At 59.2% G+C, this 17998-nt stretch carries 9 protein-coding genes; 4 read left to right on the forward strand and 5 right to left on the reverse strand.

Translation table 11 applies throughout. From position 1 onward, the window contains the following. Position 1: 1 nt before the first annotated feature. A complete protein-coding gene (locus NAC44_RS12515; RefSeq protein ID WP_250941212.1) occupies positions 2-3103 on the forward strand; it encodes an alpha-mannosidase in 3102 nt (1033 codons plus the stop codon). On the opposite strand, the gene NAC44_RS12520 is transcribed toward NAC44_RS12515, so the two are convergent. The 4 genes from NAC44_RS12520 to NAC44_RS12535 all read right to left on the reverse strand — a co-directional run bounded on the left by NAC44_RS12520 (position 3051) and on the right by NAC44_RS12535 (position 11900). Then, complete coding sequence (locus NAC44_RS12520; protein WP_250941213.1) at positions 3051-6158, reverse strand: efflux RND transporter permease subunit; 3108 nt, start codon at positions 6156-6158, stop codon at positions 3051-3053. The genes NAC44_RS12515 and NAC44_RS12520 overlap by 53 nt on opposite strands. Continuing rightward, positions 6155-9265: an efflux RND transporter permease subunit gene (locus NAC44_RS12525; protein ID WP_250941214.1), complete on the reverse strand. Its 3111-nt coding sequence runs from the start codon at positions 9263-9265 to the stop codon at positions 6155-6157. The genes NAC44_RS12520 and NAC44_RS12525 overlap by 4 nt, the downstream gene beginning before the upstream one ends. Continuing rightward, positions 9262-10689, reverse strand: a complete 1428-nt coding sequence (locus NAC44_RS12530; RefSeq protein ID WP_250941215.1) for an efflux RND transporter periplasmic adaptor subunit — start codon at positions 10687-10689, stop codon at positions 9262-9264. Before NAC44_RS12530 ends, NAC44_RS12525 begins: the two co-directional genes overlap by 4 nt. 269 nt (positions 10690-10958) lie before the next feature. Beyond that, positions 10959-11900, reverse strand: coding sequence for a dihydrodipicolinate synthase family protein (locus tag NAC44_RS12535; RefSeq protein ID WP_250941216.1), 942 nt, complete (start codon positions 11898-11900; stop codon positions 10959-10961). A 729-nt stretch (positions 11901-12629) separates the two neighbouring features. Here NAC44_RS12535 and NAC44_RS12540 point away from each other — a divergent pair. From NAC44_RS12540 to NAC44_RS12550, 3 genes are read left to right on the forward strand one after another with little or no spacing between them, the layout of a single operon-like run. Further along, on the forward strand, positions 12630-13379 hold the full coding sequence (locus NAC44_RS12540) for a gluconate 2-dehydrogenase subunit 3 family protein (RefSeq protein WP_250941217.1): 750 nt from the start codon (positions 12630-12632) through the stop codon (positions 13377-13379). A 4-nt stretch (positions 13380-13383) separates the two neighbouring features. Beyond that, positions 13384-15150, forward strand: a complete 1767-nt coding sequence (locus NAC44_RS12545) for a GMC family oxidoreductase (RefSeq protein ID WP_250941219.1) — start codon at positions 13384-13386, stop codon at positions 15148-15150. Then, positions 15147-16364 (forward strand): c-type cytochrome, encoded by a 1218-nt coding sequence (locus NAC44_RS12550; protein WP_250941220.1) that lies wholly within the window; start codon positions 15147-15149, stop codon positions 16362-16364. The genes NAC44_RS12545 and NAC44_RS12550 overlap by 4 nt, the downstream gene beginning before the upstream one ends. A 51-nt stretch (positions 16365-16415) precedes the next feature. Here the strand turns inward: NAC44_RS12550 and NAC44_RS12555 are convergent, their stop codons facing one another. Then, positions 16416-17990 (reverse strand): ABC transporter substrate-binding protein, encoded by a 1575-nt coding sequence (locus tag NAC44_RS12555; RefSeq protein ID WP_420839930.1) that lies wholly within the window; start codon positions 17988-17990, stop codon positions 16416-16418. Positions 17991-17998: the final 8 nt, after the last annotated feature.

Genomic DNA, 17998 nt, shown 5'->3' on the forward strand with positions numbered 1-17998 from the left:
CATGAAGCGTTTTCGTAAACTCGATCATCTTTTGAGCCGCCTCCGGGAACGGATCTTCATCCCTCTGGATCTCCCTGTTCCGCTTGTCTTCCGCCCCGCCCGGGCGGAGGAGCGGCAGGCGGTGGTGGCGGGTGGTCGTCAGGGCTGGAGACCGGTCGATCGCGACCTGATCTGGGGTGAGCCCGACGGCTATTACTGGTTCTCCGGCAGCGTCTGCCTGCCGGAAGAGGTGGCAGGAAAACGAGTGGCGGTGCGCATTGAAGCCGCCTTCGGCTCGGTCATGGGACGCAGCGATCCGCAATGTCTCGTGCGGATCAATGGCCGGATCGTGCAGGGCGGCGACGGCAATCACCGGGAATTTCTGCTGACGGCGCAAGCAAAGCCCGGCGAGGATTTCGACATTCTGATCGAAGCCGGCACCATTGAGGATCGCCGCCAGCTTGGTTTCGGCTGTTCCCTGCATGTCCATGACCTTGCGGTCGAAGAGCTTTACTACGATCTGAAAGTGCCGCTCGATGTCGCCCGGCTTCTGGCGGAGGACGATCCACGCCGCCACTTCATTCTGGCCCGGTTGAATGCGGCATTGGACAGGCTCGACCTGCGACCCGGCGATGAAGACAGGTTTTATCAATCCGTAGAAAGGGCGAAAACCATCGCCGACGGGATCTATGCCGCGGTGGATTTTGCCGAAAAGCCGGTCATGACCGCCACGGGTCATACCCATATCGATGTCGCATGGCTGTGGCGGGTGCGCGAAACACGGCAGAAAATGGCCCGCTCCATGGCAACCGCGCTGGCGCTGATGCAGGATTTTCCCGATTACCGCTTCATGTATAACCAATGCCTGCTGCTCGATTATCTGGAAGAGGATTATCCGGAGCTTTTCAGCCGGATCAGAACAGAGGTCGAGGCGGGACGCTTCGAGATCGAAGGTGCACTCTGGCTGGAACCGGATGTCAACATCACCGGGGCAGAAGCGCTGGTGCGTCATATTCTCTACGGCGTGCGCTACCATCTTGCAAAATTCGGCGTCCGTCCCCGAATGATCTGGCTGCCGGACACCTTTGGCTATTCTGCGGCGCTGCCGCAGCTGATGGAAAAAGCCGGACTGGACATGTTCGTCACCCATAAACTGTCATGGAACGACACCAACCGCATGCCGGAAGAGATCCTGTTCTGGCAGGGCATCGATGGCAGCCGCGTGCCCGCCTATTTCCTCACCACCCAGACCTATGACGCCAAGGGGTTCAACACCACCTATTGCCCGGATCTCAAACCTACCCACGTCATGGGCGCGTGGCGCAGGCACGGGCAGCAGGCGACGAATTCCGAACTGTTTCTCGTCTATGGCCATGGCGATGGCGGCGGTGGTCCGACACGGGAAATGCTGCATACGATCCGGCGGATGGAGCGTGGCATTCCCGGCTGCCCAAAGATCGATCACGCACCGATGCGACCCTTCTTCGAGCGGCTGATTGCCCGGATGCAGGCAAGCCCGCAGGCCTATCCGGTCTGGGTGGGCGAGCTTTATGCCGAGTTTCACCGTGGCACGCTGACCTCGGTTGCCAGGAACAAGCGCAACAACCGACAGGCCGAACTTGCACTGCGCGAACTGGAAATGCTGGCGGTGATTGCCCGGGAGCGCTGTGGACACCCCTATCCGGCTGAAGAGATCCGGCGGCTTTGGGATATCGTTCTGCTCAACCAGTTTCACGATATTCTGCCCGGCTCATCGATCGGCGCGGTCTATGACGACAGCGACCGGGATTATCAGCAGTTTTTCGAGGCCGCCGAACGTCTGCGGCGCGCGCTTTTCGCCATCCTCAGCCCTGCGCCTCTTTGCCTTTTCAACGCCACGGCACGGCCCCGTTCCGGTCTCGCTCTGTCAGATAAAAGCTTTGCCGCCGAACATGAGCAACGCCTCACTGCCGCCGATGGCAGCAGGCCCTATGCCATCGCCGTCACCGACCTGCCGCCGCTGGCGCTTGCCGATCCGAGGACCTGCCTCAAACCCGTGCGAGAAACACCGGAACTGACGGTCTCCACCACCCGTCTGGCCAATTCCCGTCTCAGTCTCGATTTCGACGAGAAAGGACGGATTGTCGCGATTATCGACCGCAAAACAGGCCGCAACATCCTGCCTGCCGGGGCAATTGCCAACCGCTTGACCGCCTTTCGCGACATGCCCGCCCAGTTTGACGCCTGGGATATCGATGATGATTTCGAGGATCAAAGCTACGAGATCGACAGGCTCGTCAGTGTCGAGGTGGTGGAGAAAGGACCGCTGCGCGCCGCCATCCGGTTCGAATGGCGCTATGAGCGCTCCCGAATCGTGGAAATCATCGCGCTGGAAGCCGATGCGCGTCAGGTGGAGTTCGACTGTTTCATTGACTGGCATGAACACAACACGCTGCTTAAGACCGCCTTTCCGCTCGATCTTCAAACCGATGCCGTCGAGGCTGAGATCCAGTTCGGCCATGTGCGCCGGGCAAACCATCGTAACACGTCCTGGGAACGGGCACGGTTTGAATGTTCAATGCAGCGCTGGGTCGGACTGCGTGAACCGGATTGCGGTGTCGCCCTGCTCAATGACTGCAAATACGGCTACGATGCCCGTGACAACACCATCCGCCTGACGCTGCTGCGCTCTCCAACCTATCCCTGGGCCGAGGCCGATCAGGGCGAACATCGGTTGCGCTACGGGCTTTTCATCCATGATGGCGATATTGCCGACGTGCATGAGGCCGCAGAAGATTTCAACCTGCCGCTGATTGTCATGCATGACTTACCTTCTGAGGCCCAGGCTCCCTCGCCTCAGCTGATCAGGCTGGAAACACCGGGCGTCGGGCTTGAAGCGATCAAGGCGGCGGAAGAAGGCGCCAGTGTCATCGTTCGGCTGTTTGAAACCACCGGCCAGAGACGGATAGCCCAGATTGCCGTCGATGCGGATTTTACGCAGGTCTTCCGCGTCGATCTGCTGGAAGAGCGGCAGGAAGAGCTTGCTCTCGACAAGGGCCGTCTCACCCTTGCCCTTCGCCCCTTCGAAATCGTCAGCCTCGAAATGCTCCAAGGGCATGGCCTGCCCGGTCAGGTTTGCGACTGAAGCGGGCAGAAAGCCGGGCAAAGACAAGATAGATGATCGGGGTGGTGTAAAGCGTCAGCACCTGCGAGACGATCAATCCACCGGCAATGGCGATGCCAAGCGGCCGATGCAGATCGGCGCCCGGTCCGGTATTGACGATCAGTGGCACCGCCCCCATCAGCGCGGCGAGCGTTGTCATCAAAATGGGGCGGAAGCGGGCAAGACAGGCCTGATGGATTGCCTCCTGCGGGGTCAATCCGCCGCGTCGCTCGGCCTCCAGCGCGAAATCCACCAGCATGATGCCATTTTTCTTGACGATACCGATCAACAGAATAATGCCGATAAAGGCGACGATGCTCAGTTCCGTCCCGCTGATCCAGAGCGCCAGCAGCGCTCCAAGCCCCGCAGATGGCAGGGTGGAAATGATCGTCAGCGGATGGACAAGGCTCTCATAGAGAATGCCAAGCACGATATAGACGGCCAGAAGCGCTGCCACGATCAAAAGGGGCTGGCTGCCGGAGGAACTGCTGACGGTTGCCGCATCGCCGGCAAATTCGGCATGCAGCGTATCGGGCAGATGCATGTCGAGCACGGCCTGGCGCACAGCGGCATTGGCCTCAGCCAGCGGCACATCCGGGCGTGTGTCATAGGAAATCGTCACCGAGGGAAATTGCCCCTGATGGTTAACGCCAAGTGGCGCCAGTGTCCGCTCGATCCGGGCAAAGGCCGAAAGCGGCACCTGTGTTCCGCCGCTTGCCGGCACATAGGTTTTCAAGATCGAGGCGGGGTTTAAAGCAAAATCGGGAAAGGCTTCGAGAATGACCTTATACTGATTGCGATCGTCGTAAATCGTGGTGATTTGACGCTGGGCGAATGCATTGTTCAAGGCCGTATCGACACTGGTCATGCTGACGCCCAGTTGCGAGGCGCGCTCCCGATCGATGGTGACGGTGGCCTGAAGCCCGCTCGGCATCCGGTCGCTGACCACATCGGCCAGCAGCGGCTCGTCCTGCAACCGCGCCAGAATGCGCGGCGCCCATTCGATCAGTTCCTGATAATCGGCATCCCAGAGCGTGAACTGATATTCCGAATCGGAAGAGCGTGCGCCGACCCGAATATCGCTTGGCGAATAAAAGGAGGTGTCCAGTCCGGCAATGCCCGACGTCGCCTGGCGCAGGCGGGCAATGACGGTATCGATGGGCGGTCTTTGGTCGAGCGGTTTCAGCGAAATCAGCATCTGCCCGCGATTGGGCGTGCCAAGCCAGCCGCCACCCACCGAAGCGCCGATATTGTCGACCGCCGGGTCCTGTTCGACAATGGCCATGACACGCCGTTCCAGCGCCACCATGGCCGGATAGGATATATCGCTGGAGCCTGTGCTATTGGCGAAGATGAAGCCGGTATCGCTTTTCGGGATAAAGCCTTTCGGTACCTTGGCATAAAGATAGCCGGTCAACACCACACAGGCGATAATGCTGAGTAGGGCCAAAACCCGGTGATGCAGCACCGCCAGCAATGTCCGGTCGTAAAAACCGACGACACGGGCAAGGCCGCCCTCGATCACACGGTCAAATTTTCGGTTATTGCCATCCTGATCATGCGGTTTCAGCCGATGGGCGCAGATCATCGGTGTCAATGTCAGCGACACCACAGTCGAGACGACGATGGTGAAGCCCAGTGTCAAAGAAAAGGAGAGAAAAATCCGCCCGATGACGCCGCCCATGAAAAACAGGGGAATAAAGGCCGCCATCAGCGACAGGCTGATCGCCACCACGGTAAAGCCGATCTGGCGCGCGCCCTCGCGGGCTGCCGCAAGCGGTTTCATGCCTTTTTCCAGATTGGCATAGACATTTTCGATCATGACGATGGCGTCATCGACGACAAAGCCGCTGGCAACCGCCAGCGCCATCAAAGACAGATTGTCGATGGAAAGCCCGGTCAGCCACATGGCGGCGAACGCCCCGGCAAAGGAGAGCGGCACCGTCACCCCTGCGGCAAGGGTCGGCACCAGCCGCCTGAGAAACAGGAACACAACCGCCATCACCAGCGCAATCGTCACCAGCAGGGTCAGTTGCATGTCTTCGACACTGGAGTGAATGGTGACGGTGCGGTCATTCAACACATGAATGTCGATACCGGCCGGGATAAGCTGCTTGAGTTCCGGGAGCAGCGCCTTCACCGCATCGACAGTGGACACGACATTGGCGTCCGCCGCCTTGGTGATGCTCAGGAGTACGGCGGGCTTGCCGTTGAACCAGGCATCGGAGCGGCGATTGCGCACGCCTGGCGCCACCTCGGCAATATCGGAGAGTTTCACAGCCGTGCCATCAGCGGCATGGATGATCAGATTGCCATAGTCTTCCGGTGTCTTGAGCTGCGCATTGAACGACAGAGCATAGGCGGCGCGCGGCCCGTCAATCGAGCCTAGAGGCCCGAGCGCATTGGCATTGACGATGGCGTTGCGCACATCATTGGCCGAAAGCCCGATTGCCGCCAGCCGGTCGGGATTGAGCCGCACACGCACCGCCGGCTGATCCGCCCCGCTGACATTGACATCGCCGACACCTTCGACCTGGGAAATGCGCTGCACCACCACGCTGTCGGCCGCATCATAGACGGCGCTGGGCGGCACCGTATCGGAGGTCAGCGCCAAAGTCAGGATCGGGGCGGCCGCCGGATTGGCCTTGCGCAGTGTCGGCATCGACGGCATGTCGCTTGGCAGGTCTCCCACAGCGGCATTGATCGCCGCCTGCACATCCTGGGCGGCACTGTCAACATTGCGGGAAATATCGAATTGCAGAAAGATATTGGTGGTGCCCAGACCGCTGACCGAGGTCATTTCGGTGACGCCGGCAATGGTGCCGAGATGCCGTTCCAGCGGCGCGGCCACGCTCGCCGCCATGCTCTCCGGGTCGGCCCCCGGACGGCTGGCGCTGACGCGGATGGTCGGCAGATCGACGGCGGGAAGGCTTGCAACCGGCAGAAAATGATAGGCGACCAGCCCGAGCAGCATCAGGCCTATGGCCAGAAGCGTCGTGCCGACAGGCCGGTCGATGAAGGGCTTGGACAGGTTCATGACGGGTTCTCCGCCGCCTGCTCCGTCTCCTCCCCGATCGTCCTGTGCCGCCTGCCGCCACCAAGCCGGTCGAGCGCCAGATAGATGACCGGTGTGGTATAAAGTGTCAGAAGCTGGCTCAGAAGCAGACCGCCAATGATGGAAATGCCAAGCGGAATGCGCAGTTCCGCCCCCGCCCCTTCAGCCAGCGCCAGCGGCAAGGCGCCGAAAAGCGCAGCAAGCGTCGTCATCATGATCGGACGGAAGCGCAGGATTGCCGCCTGGATGATCGCCTCGCGTGGCGAAAGCCCCTGATGGCGTTCGGCGTCGAGGGCAAAATCGATCATCATGATCGCATTCTTCTTGACAATACCCATCAGCAGCACGATGCCGATCAGCGCGATAATCGACAGATCCTGACCGAACAGCATCAAGGCCAGCAGCGCTCCGACCCCTGCCGACGGCAGGGTGGAGAGGATCGTCACCGGATGGATGGCGCTTTCATACAAGAGCCCAAGCACGATATAGATGGTGATCACGGCGGCCAGAATGAGCCAGGGTTCGCCCGCCAGAGAGCGGTCGAATTCCTCCGTATCGCCACTATAGCGCCGCTCAATGGAAGCAGGCATGCCGATGGATTTTTCCGCGGCCTTGATCGCGGTCACCGCCTCGCTCAGCGAGGCGGTGCGGGCCAGATCGAAACTGAGCGTCACCGCTGGAAACTGCTCATCGCGGCTGATCACCAGCGGCGCGGTCGTAAACTGAACCTTGGCGACGGCGCTCAAGGGAACGACCGTGCTGCCAGAACCGGCGACATAGATCTTGTCCAGCGATTTCGCATCGTTGCGGTATCGGTCCGCCGCTTCCAGAATAACGCGATACTGGTTGGCCTGTCCGTAAATCGTGCTGATCTGCCGCTGGCCGAAGGCATCGTACAGCGTATCGCTGATGGCCTGCATGGTCACGCCGAGGCGGGCGGCGGTTTCGCGGTTGACGGTGATGGACAACTGGCCGCCACCGGATTCAGCGTCAGTCGACACGTCGATCAGGGCCGGATTTTGCCGGAGCGCTGCGACCAGACGATTGGCCCAGAGCGATACCGTCTGCAAATCTGTACCTGTCAACGTGTATTGATAGGGTGCCCGACTTTGGCGGGTGCTGATGGAAATATCCCGCAGGCTCTGAAAGGTCACCGCCAGGCCCGGCAGACCGGCTACACGGGCACGCAGCCTGTCAATGACATCCTGTGCTGAAAGACCACGTTCAGCAAGCGGTTTCAAGACGATGCGATAGACCGCAGTGTTCATCGTCAGATTGGAGGCGCTGGCGCCAACCGAGGCAATCACGCTCTGGACGGCAGGGTCAGCGCGCAGGCGCTCGCCGATCTCCCGTTGCTCGGCCTTCATTGCGTCGAAAGAGGCTGTCGGTTCGCTTTCGGCCACGGCCGAGATCAGGCCGGTATCCTGCGCCGGCAGAAATCCTTTCGGGATGATCAGATAAAGCCCGACGGTTACCGCCAGCGTTGCGAATGTCAAGGACAGCATCAGGCCGCTGTGATCGACAGCCCAGATGACACTTCGCCGATAGGCCTCATTCATCCTGCCGATGGCGCGGGTCACCGGACCTGGCGCGGTCTCGTCACCAGCCGGACGGGCTTTGAGAATGCGCGCGCACATCATCGGCGTCAGCGTCAGCGACACCAGAGCCGACACCACCACGGCGATGGTGAGCGTCAGGGCAAATTCCCGGAACATGCGTCCGACAATGCCGGTCATGAACAGCAGCGGAATGAAGACGGCAATCAGCGAGACAGTCAAGGAGACGATCGTAAAGCCGATCTCACCCGCGCCTTTCAGCGCGGCGCGCATCGGATGTTCGCCCTCTTCGATATGACGGGCAATGTTCTCGATCATGACAATGGCGTCGTCAACGACGAAGCCCGTGCCGATGGTGAGCGCCATCAACGACAGATTGTCGAGGCTGAAGCCGCAAAACCACATGACACCAAAGGTGGCAATCAACGACAGCGGCAGCGCTACCCCGGCGATGATCGTGGCCGTCAATGTTCTCAGAAACAGGAAGACCACCAGCACGACCAGAGCCACACTGATGGCAAGTGTTATCTGCACGTCATGAATGGAGGCGCGGATGGTTTGCGTCCGGTCACTGACGATGTCGAGCGAAACGCCGGCTGGCAAAGCCTGTCTCAAGCGGGGCAATTGCCGCTCCACCTCGCCAACCGTTGCGATCACATTGGCGCCCGGCTGACGCATGATATCGACGATGACGGCGGGGTGGCCCTGATACCAGGCGGCGACATGCTCGTTTTCCAGCCCTTCGACCACATCGGCCACATCTTTGAGCAGAACAGGCGCACCATTGCTGTAGGCAACGATGATGTTGCGGTAGACGTCCGGGTCGTGGATCTGGTCGTTGGCCGCAAGGGTGAAGGATTGGGACAACCCATCGATGGCGCCTTTGGCACCGGAGACATTGGCATTGGAGATCGCCGTGCGCAGGCTTTCCAGCGTCAGCCCATAAGAGGCAAGCCGTGCCAGATCAGCCTTGACCCGGATCGCTGGCTTGACCCCACCCTGAATGCTGACATCGCCGACACCGGAGACCTCACTCAGCCGTTGCGCCATGATCGTGTCGGCGAAATCGCTGATATTGCGGATGGGATAGGTATCGGAATGCAGCGCCAGCGTCAGGATCGGCGTTTCGGCCGGATTGACCTTGGCATAGGTGGGCGGATAGGGCAGCGTTTTCGGCAGGCTGCCATTGGCGGTGTTGATCGCCGCCTGCACATCCTGCGCCGCACCATCGATGTCACGGTCCAGATTGAACTGCAGGGTGATCCGGCTTATGCCAAAGGCGCTCGACGAGGTCATCGAGGCGAGAGCCGGAATCTGCCCAAGCGGTCGCTCGAGTGGCGCCGTCACCAGCGCGGCCATGGTGTCGGCGCTGGCGCCCGGCAATTGCGTCGTCACCTCGATGGTCGGAAAAGCCACCTGCGGCAGGGGTGCGACCGGAAGCGCGAAAAAACCGAGCAACCCGCCAAGCAGCGTGGCAATGCCAAGCAGCGAGGTGGCGATGGGCCGCAGAATGAACGGGCTGGACAGGCTCATTGGCTGGCATCAGCCGGTTTGGGGCTGGCGTCAGCCGGCTCGGCTGCAGCCGCCGGCGCTGGTTTTTCTGCCGTTCCGGCAGCGCTACCCGTCTCTGCCGCCGGTTTCTTCTCCCTGTTGCTGCCCTTGCGACCAGAATGACGGCCATGGTTCTGCTCGGCCAATGGCACTTTCATTTTCGCAGGATCGGCCTCTTCAGGCGTAGAAACCCGCACATGCGCGCCGTCCTGCAGCCGGTTAAAGCCGGTCGTCACCACATGCTCTCCCGGTTTCAGCCCCTTTGTAATGACCGCAATCCTGTCATCCTGCAGGGTGACGCTGACGGGCATGATACGGACGGTATCATCCGGCCTGACAATATAACTGTAGGTTCCACCCGGCCCGCGCTGCACCGCCGCCACCGGTACCGTCATCACCTGCTTGAGCGTCTTGACCTTGAGTCTGGCATTGACGAAAGCCCCCGGCCATAAAGCCTCATCCTGATTGGCAAATTCAGCCTTCAGTTTCACCGTACCCGTTGTCGGATCGACCTGATTGTCGATCACCGTCAGCTTGCCCTCGGCAATCACCGTGTGGCCATCCTGATCCAGCGCCTCGACGGAAAGCGGTCCGGCCTGACTGGCCTTGACCACCTCGGCCAGATTTTGCTGGGGAATGGAAAACAGCACATCGATGGGGCGGATCTGCGACAGGGTAACGATGCCGTCCGTGTCGCCGCTTGAGACGATATTACCGATATCGACATTGCGGATGCCGGTGCGCCCGTCGATCGGAGCCTTGATCACGGTATAGTCGAGCTGCGCCTGCGCGGCTTCGATCGCCGCCGCATCGGCCTCGACCTGGGCGGCATATTGCGCCACCAGCCCGCGCTGGCTGTCGACCTGCTGCTGGGTTCCGGCCGAGCTATCGAGCAGCTTGACCAGACGAGCAAGCTCGACATTGGTCGCATCGAGAAGCGCTGCATCCTGCGCCTTCTTGGCAATCGCCTGATCGAGCTGGGCTTTGTAAAGGGCGGGATCGAGCCGGGCGATCAGATCGCCCTTCTTCACATCCTGACCTTCGTTAAAGCCAATCTCGACGATCTTGCCGGTGATCTGTGCCTTGACCACGACAGTATTGGTCGGTTTCACGCTGCCAACGCCCGTGACATAGACGGGCACATCGGCTAGCACCACGGGCGCAGCCACCACCGCAATCGAACGATCACCCGCATCGGCGCGCTCGCCTTTGCCAGTGTCATGTCTGCCCATCACCGGCAGCCATGTCGGATGCAGAAAATAAAGCCCGGCGGCTGCCAGGATCAGAACAAGCACGATAAAACCGGCTTTTCGGGCATGGGTCATGAAACACTCGTCAAGAGAAGCGCAATTGGTCTCGACAGTCGTCCCGACTGATACGGCACCATGCGCTGTGATCAAACGCATGTTACTGTAACATACTCAATCCGCTGCACTATCCTTCAAAACCCATTTCAGATTCAAAGGGATATGCAGTCGTTCAGACGGTTCACCATCCCGTCCCAGCCTGACAACTTGCCGCTTTCTGGAAAAGCACTGCTGCCGTGTCAGGATAATGACAGATTCATGCTTATATTCGGTATTTTCGTGCCGTTCTCATTAAATATCGGCAATCTTGGCTGCTTCACCCACCGGTATCAGGACCGGCAGGTGAATCCTGTTTCGGCCATCACATCTCAGGCCAAATCGGGATATCTGGCCGCGTACCAGTTTTTGAACAGACGGTATTGCTGTTCGAGATGGCGTTGCTGCGAGGCGCTCAACCGGTCGGTCTCGTTGAAATGCAGGCTGTATTCGCTCTCGCCGTTCAACACCATCAGATATTTGTAATGCAGCACCAGATCGGGACCTTCATCATAGGCCGAAAGCACATAGAGAGCCTCCTCCAGTTCTTTCGCCGCCCGCCTTGCCTCGACATCGCCCTCTGCGGCTTTCTCACACAAGGCCACCAGATGCAGGACTTCTTTCGGCAGGGCGTTGCCGATGCCGGTGATAGCCCCCTTGGCGCCGCAATTGACGAAGCCGTGATAAACGCCTGTGTCGACACCGACCATCAGTGTCAGGCTCTCATCGGCATGGGTAATCGTTTCCGCCGCATAGGTCATATCGGCCTTGCCGCCGAATTCCTTGAAGCCGACCAGATTGGCAAAACAGGCGCGCAGGGCGAAAAACAGGTCAGCGCGGGTGGCAAAGCCATAATAGGGGCTGTTGTAGATCACCGACGGCACGTCTGGCGCCGCCGCCAAAATGGCGGAAAAATGCTCCATCTGCGCCGCCGATGAAGAGCCGCGCGACAGAACCCGCGGGATCACCATCAAACCGGCCGCACCGACGGCTGCGGCATGGGCGGCATGGCTGACAGCCGAGCGGGTATTGACCGCCCCGGTTCCGACAACCACGGGAACACCGGCCTGCGTCAGACGGCGCACGCCTTCCTGTCGCTCTTCATCAGTCAGCAGAGGCCAGTCGCCCATCGAACCGCAATAAACAACAGCGCTCATACCAAGGGCAATCAGCTCCTTGCCTTTGCGCACCAGCGCATCGAAATCGGGCCTACGATCGGCCGTGCAGGGGGTCATCAAAGCGGGGATGGTCCCCCGGAAGGGCGTCTGTGTCATGGTCTCTCCAACCTCTGGACAAATCTGATGATATGGCATTGTGATATATCACATTGCGATCCGGTGCCAGAGAATTCTCATGCCGATGTCATGATTGGCACAGCAGAGGTCATCACTCTTTGCACGCGCAAGTCAGATAAACACCTCAAAACATGAATATCTTTCTTCTTTCCTCATCAGAAAGACATCTATGATTTTTTCAGGTCAAGGCCTAAAAATATTGTTTCTCCACTATATTTTAACGTTTATTGCTGTTTGAAAGATGCCAGAAAAATCGTCCACACTGCCTGTTTTTACACCGTTATTGACAAGAATCCGAGATGTCAGATCGTTATGGATGGCGCTGTACATTCTTATCCTGGCAGGGACCGGACAGAGGATACATGTTGCAGAGGATAAATGACCGGCTGTCAGAGGTTGCAGCCAGACGATTGAACCCTATACTTTCCATGAGTTGTTTCTGAACCGGAATAGATGCTTTTCAGAAAGGCCGTCGATAACCTTCTCCTTCGTGTTCCCTATCCTGTGTTGCTGCTGGGGCACAAACCAATCAACTGTCAACGCCGGAAGCCATGATGCACTTTCGGATGACGCGGCGGATAAGCCGCAACCTACTTTAACCATCCGACGGCATGCCTTGTGTGATTTAGATCTTGCACGGCGCTGTCTTGAGTGAGTCTGAGCTGGTTATCCTTCAGGCTTTTATCGCTTCCATTTTGAGGGACCATCATGGAAAAACACTGTCTTTTGCGCCCGTCGCGGCGCCAGTTTCTCGCCTCCGCCGCTTTGTTCAGCGTCATGACCGGCTCTCAGGCGCTGGCGCACAGTTTTTCCGGGCGCCTGCCCTGGGAAGCCGATGCCGCCAACCCGCCGGTGCAGGTCAAGCCCGGCGGCTGGGTGTTTTTTACGCCCGATGAGGCAAGGCTGATGGAAGCCATCGCCGACCGGTTCATACCCGCCGACGAGCTTTCGATCGGCGGCAGGGAGGCCGGTTGTGTGGTCTATCTCGACCGGCAACTGGCGGGTTCTTATGGCGCATCAAGCCGTCTTTACATGAAGGGTCCTTTCCTGCCGGGTCTGCCAACCCAGGGCAACCAGTCGCCCTATACGCCTGCCGATCAATACCGTCTCGGCCTGTCGGCTCTGATGACATGGCTGCGGCAGAACAAGGGTGGCAAATCCTTTGCCGAACTGTCCGGCGACGAACAGGACGACATTCTCAAGCAAATGGAAAGCGGAAAACTTGCCCTTGGCGGCAAGGTGCCAGCCAAGGCGCTGTTCAATCAGATGCTCAACGACATCATGACCGGCTTTTTTGCCGATCCGGTCTATGGCGGCAACAAGGACATGGTCGCCTGGAAGATGATCGGCTTCCCCGGCGCACGTTATGATTACCGCGATTTCGTTTCCAAGCATAACCAGCCCTACCCCCTGCCTCCGGTTTCCATCGCAGGCACGCTGGACTGGATGAAAGGCTGACCTCATGACCAGAATTCTCCCCCGCAAGGATGTCGTCATCATCGGCCTTGGCTGGACCGGTTCGATCCTCGCCCATGAACTGACCGAGGAAGGTCTCGATGTCGTTGCCATCGAGCGCGGCCCCTGGCGCGATACTGCCACCGATTTCAATATCGGCTATGCCCAGGACGAATTGCGCTACGCCATCCGCAAGGACCTGTTTCTCCAGCCGGTCGTCGAAGCGATGACCATGCGCAATACGCGCTCGCAGACCGCGCTGCCCATGCGCGATTACGGCTCCTTCCTGCCCGGCAACGGCGTCGGCGGCGCGGGCGTGCACTGGAACGGCCATACATGGCGCTTCTGGGACAGCGATTTCCAGATCGCCGATCATATCAAAAATCGCTACGGCGCCGCCAAGGCAGATGGCATCCAGATCCAGAACTGGGGCGTGACCGCCGCCGAGATGGAAAAGCATTTCGACAGGTTTGAATATCTGGCTGGCATTTCCGGCAAGGCGGGCAATATCAACGGTGTCATCCAGCCGGGCGGCAATCCGTTCGAGGATCCGCGTTCGCGTGATTATCCGCTGCCGCCCTTGCCGATGACTTATGCCCCGACACTGTTTGCCGAGGTAACACGCTCTCTGGGCCTGCATCCCTTCCCCACGCCCGCAGCCAATCTGTCGAAGGATTATGTCAATCCGCTCGGCATCGCCATGGGGGAATGCACCATGTGCGGCTTCTGCGAACGCTTCGGCTGCGCCAATTATTCCAAATCCTCGGCTCAGACGACCATTCTGCCGGTGCTGATGAAAAAGAAGAATTTCGAGGTGCGCACCAATAGCGAGGTGCTGCATGTCGATCTCAACACCTCGAAAACCCATGCGCGCGGCGTGACTTACGTTGACACCTCCGGCGAGGTCTTTTTCCAGCCTGCCGATCTGGTGCTGATCTGCGCCTTCAGCCTGCACAATGTCCGGCTGATGATGCTGTCGGGCATTGGCAGGATGTATGATCCCAATACCGGTGAGGGCGTGGTCGGACGCAATTACTGCTACCAGACCAATTCCAGCGCCCGGGTGTTTTTCGACGACAAGAACTTCAATCCGTTCATCGCCGCCGGTGCGCTCGGACAATCGGCGGACGATTACAATGGCGATGCTTTCGATCATGGCGATGTCGATTTCATCGGTGGTGCCGGCCTCAACTGCATTCCCACCAATGGCCGGCCGATCCTCAACCGGCCAACCCCGCCCGGCACGCCACGCTGGGGCAAGGAATGGAAAAAAGCCACGGCTGAAAACTACAAGAATTCGCTGGTTTTCAGCTCTCAAGGATCGAATTATCCGGTCCGCGACAACTATCTCGATCTCGATCCGACCTATACCGACCGTTTCGGCCGCCCGCTGCTCAGGATGACGTTCGAGTTTTCCGACAACGATCTTCGCATGTCGAACTGGGTGACTGACAAGATGGAAGGGATCGCCAAGGCCTTTGGCGGACGCCAGCACGTCATCAATCGCCGGAAGAAAGAATGGGATTCGACCATCTATTCGAGCACCCACAATACCGGCGGCGCCATCATGGGCACCGATCCGAAGACCAGCGCCGTCAACAAATATCTGCAAAGCTGGGATGTGCCGAATGTGTTTGTCATCGGCGCCTCCGCCTTTGCCCACAATGCCGGCAAGAACCCGACCGGAACGGTCGGCGCACTTGCCTTCCACGCAGCGGAAGCCATCCGCCAGCAATATCTGCGCAACCCCGGTCAACCTCTGGTGTCGGCATGAAGACGATCGCTTTTACCCTCAGTCTCACCGCCGGTCTCTTCGTCTCAGGCCTTGCGGCAGCCCAGTCGCCATCGCCGGATCTGGCTTTCGAGGTGATCGAGGGCCATTATCAGGCTATCCTCGGCGACTGCGCCGCCTGCCATACCAAACCGGGCGGCGAACCCTTTGCCGGGGGCGCGCCGCTTGCCACCCCCTTTGGCACGCTGGTCCCGCCGAACATCACCCCGGACAAGGAAACCGGCATCGGCAACTGGTCCTATGACGATTTTCGCAAGGCGATGAAAACCGGCATCGGTCATGATGGAAAGCGGCTTTATCCGGCCATGCCTTACCCGGCTTACGCAAAAATGCCGGACAAGGACATTGCCCATCTCTGGGCCTATCTGCAAACGGTGACGCCGGTGCACAACCAGGTCGAAGCCAATCAGCTCCCCTTCCCCTTCAATATCCGCGCGTTGATGATGGGCTGGAACCTGTTGAACTTCTCACCGAAGCCCTTTGCGCCGGATCCGACGCAATCGGCCGAATGGAACCGGGGTGCCTATCTGGTCGAAGGCCCCGGCCATTGCGGCACCTGCCACACGGAAAAAACCTTGCTGGGAGCCGACAAGACGTCGGTTGCGCTTGAAGGTGCATCTCTGCAAGGCTGGTATGCGCCGAACATCACCGGAAATCCTTATCTGGGTATTGGCAGCTGGAGCGAGGCCGATCTGGTCACCTATCTGAAAACCGGCGTCAACAGTCACTCCATCGCCTCCGGGCCGATGGCGGAAGCCATCGAGGCCTCGACCTCGCAGATGAAGGATGACGATCTCAAGGCCATCGCCGTCTATCTGAAGAGCCTGAAGGGTGGCGACACGGAAAAGCCGCAGCCGCTTGATGCCTCCGACGCGCGGATGAAAATCGGCGCGGCCGTCTATCACGACACCTGCATGGCCTGCCATGGCGGCAATGGTCAGGGCGCGAGCCAGCTCTTCCCGGCTCTGGCCGAAAACCCCATCGTCCAGCAGAAAAGCGCGGAAAGCCTGATCCGTGTCGTCCTGCATGGCAGCCAGGGCGTTGCCACTGCCACCCGCCCGACCACACCGGCCATGCCCTCCCTCAGCTGGCGGCTCTCGGATGAACAGACCGCCGATGTGCTGACCTATATCCGCAACAGCTGGGGCAATGCGGCAGAACCGGTCAAACCGGCGGATGTCAAGCAACAGCGATAAAGTCGCCAAACAGAGAAAGAGGCCCGGTTTCCGGGCCTCTTTTTTGTCCGGTCATTTTTCCGGGCATGTCCAGGTGAAATTGTGGAAATTATAGTCCCAGCTTTGCATCGGCACGAATTTGTACCCGGAAATGCATTTGCTGAAGGCGATCTGCTGTTCCTTGACCAGAAAATCGACATCCGGCGCCTTATCGACGATGGCCTGCTGGATCTGTTTATAAAGCGCGTTCTGCTTTTGCGGATCGGTGGTGGCGCGAGCCTGATCGATCAGTGCATCGACCTCTTTGTCCTGCAACCATTCCATCGAGGCCCAGGTGCCTGCCGATTGCGAATGATACTGCACATAAAAGACGCTGTCGGGTGAAGGATAGGTCGGACCGTAAAACACTTCCGTTGCCGCAGGCGTCGTTTCCGGTTTGGCTGCAAGTTCGGTGATGCGGTTCCAGGGCTCCGGCTTGATGTCGACATCGACACCGATCTGCTGCAGGTTGGACTGCATCAGAAGCGCGATATCCTCCTCGAAGGAGAGGCCCGCGACATAGGTCAGCGTCAGCTTGATCTTCTGACCGGCATATTTCGATTTGGCAAGCTCGGCCTTGGCCTTGTCGAGATCGAAGACCGGCGCTTTCAGGCTGTCGAGATAGGCCTCGGCGAACACCGGCGCAAGCGGACCGGCCAGCGGGCTTCCCGGCAGGAGCTGCGACTGGATCGTCTGGTAATCCGTGGCATATTGCAGGGCGCGACGTACATGGATGTCGTCGGTCGGCGCAACCTTCGTGTTGAGCTTCAGATAAAAGCCGGTGGCCGTCGGCGTTTTCACCACGGTGTAGCCCGCCATCTTCGCCAGCGCGTCATAGGTCTCGCTGGCCTGGGTGGTGGAGGAAATACCCAATTGTCCAGAGCTTGCCAGTGCCTTGACGGTTGCCTCGTCCTTGGTCAGGACGAAGCGAACCTCATCGATCGGATTTTTCGGCCAGCCACCGTAATAATGCGTGTAACGGCTGATGACCATCTGCGCGCCGCGCGTCCAGCTCGTCAGCATATAGGGACCGGCGCCCAGAGATTTTTCGCCGACAATATCCTCACCCCAGGGCTGTTTCGAGCCGGCCTTGATGGCGTCCTCGTTCAACACCAGAAGCAGCGGCGTCGTGGAGAGGAAGGGCGCATAGACCCGGCTCAAGGTGAAGGAAACCGTATGGCTGTCGATCGCCTTGATGTGATCGGGATCGAGCAGACCGGCAAAAAGATGCGCCGGGCCCTTGTTGATCGCCAATAGCCGTTGGACCGAATAGACGACATCCTTGGCCTCCACCGGCGAGCCATCCTGAAAGGTCGCATCCTTGCGCAGATGAAACGTATAGGTCAGGTTGTCGGCAGACACATCCCAGCTCTCGGCCAGTTGCGGCACGATCTTGCCGCTGCTGTCAACGGTCGTCAGGCCGTCATAGAGATTAACCGCCGCAAGATACTGGGTGTAGTCGGTGATCTTGGCCGGATCGATGGTGCCGAAGACCTGGGTGACATTCATCACCGTCGAGGTTTTCGCTTCAGCCAGTTGCGGTGCGATCATCATGCCGCTCATGGCAAGCGCCATGGCGAAGTGTGTTGAAATGCGCATGTTTTTCATAGCCTTCC

It is taken from the genome of Allorhizobium sonneratiae (assembly GCF_023700755.1).
Classification (GTDB): Bacteria; Pseudomonadota; Alphaproteobacteria; order Rhizobiales; family Rhizobiaceae; genus Allorhizobium; species Allorhizobium sonneratiae.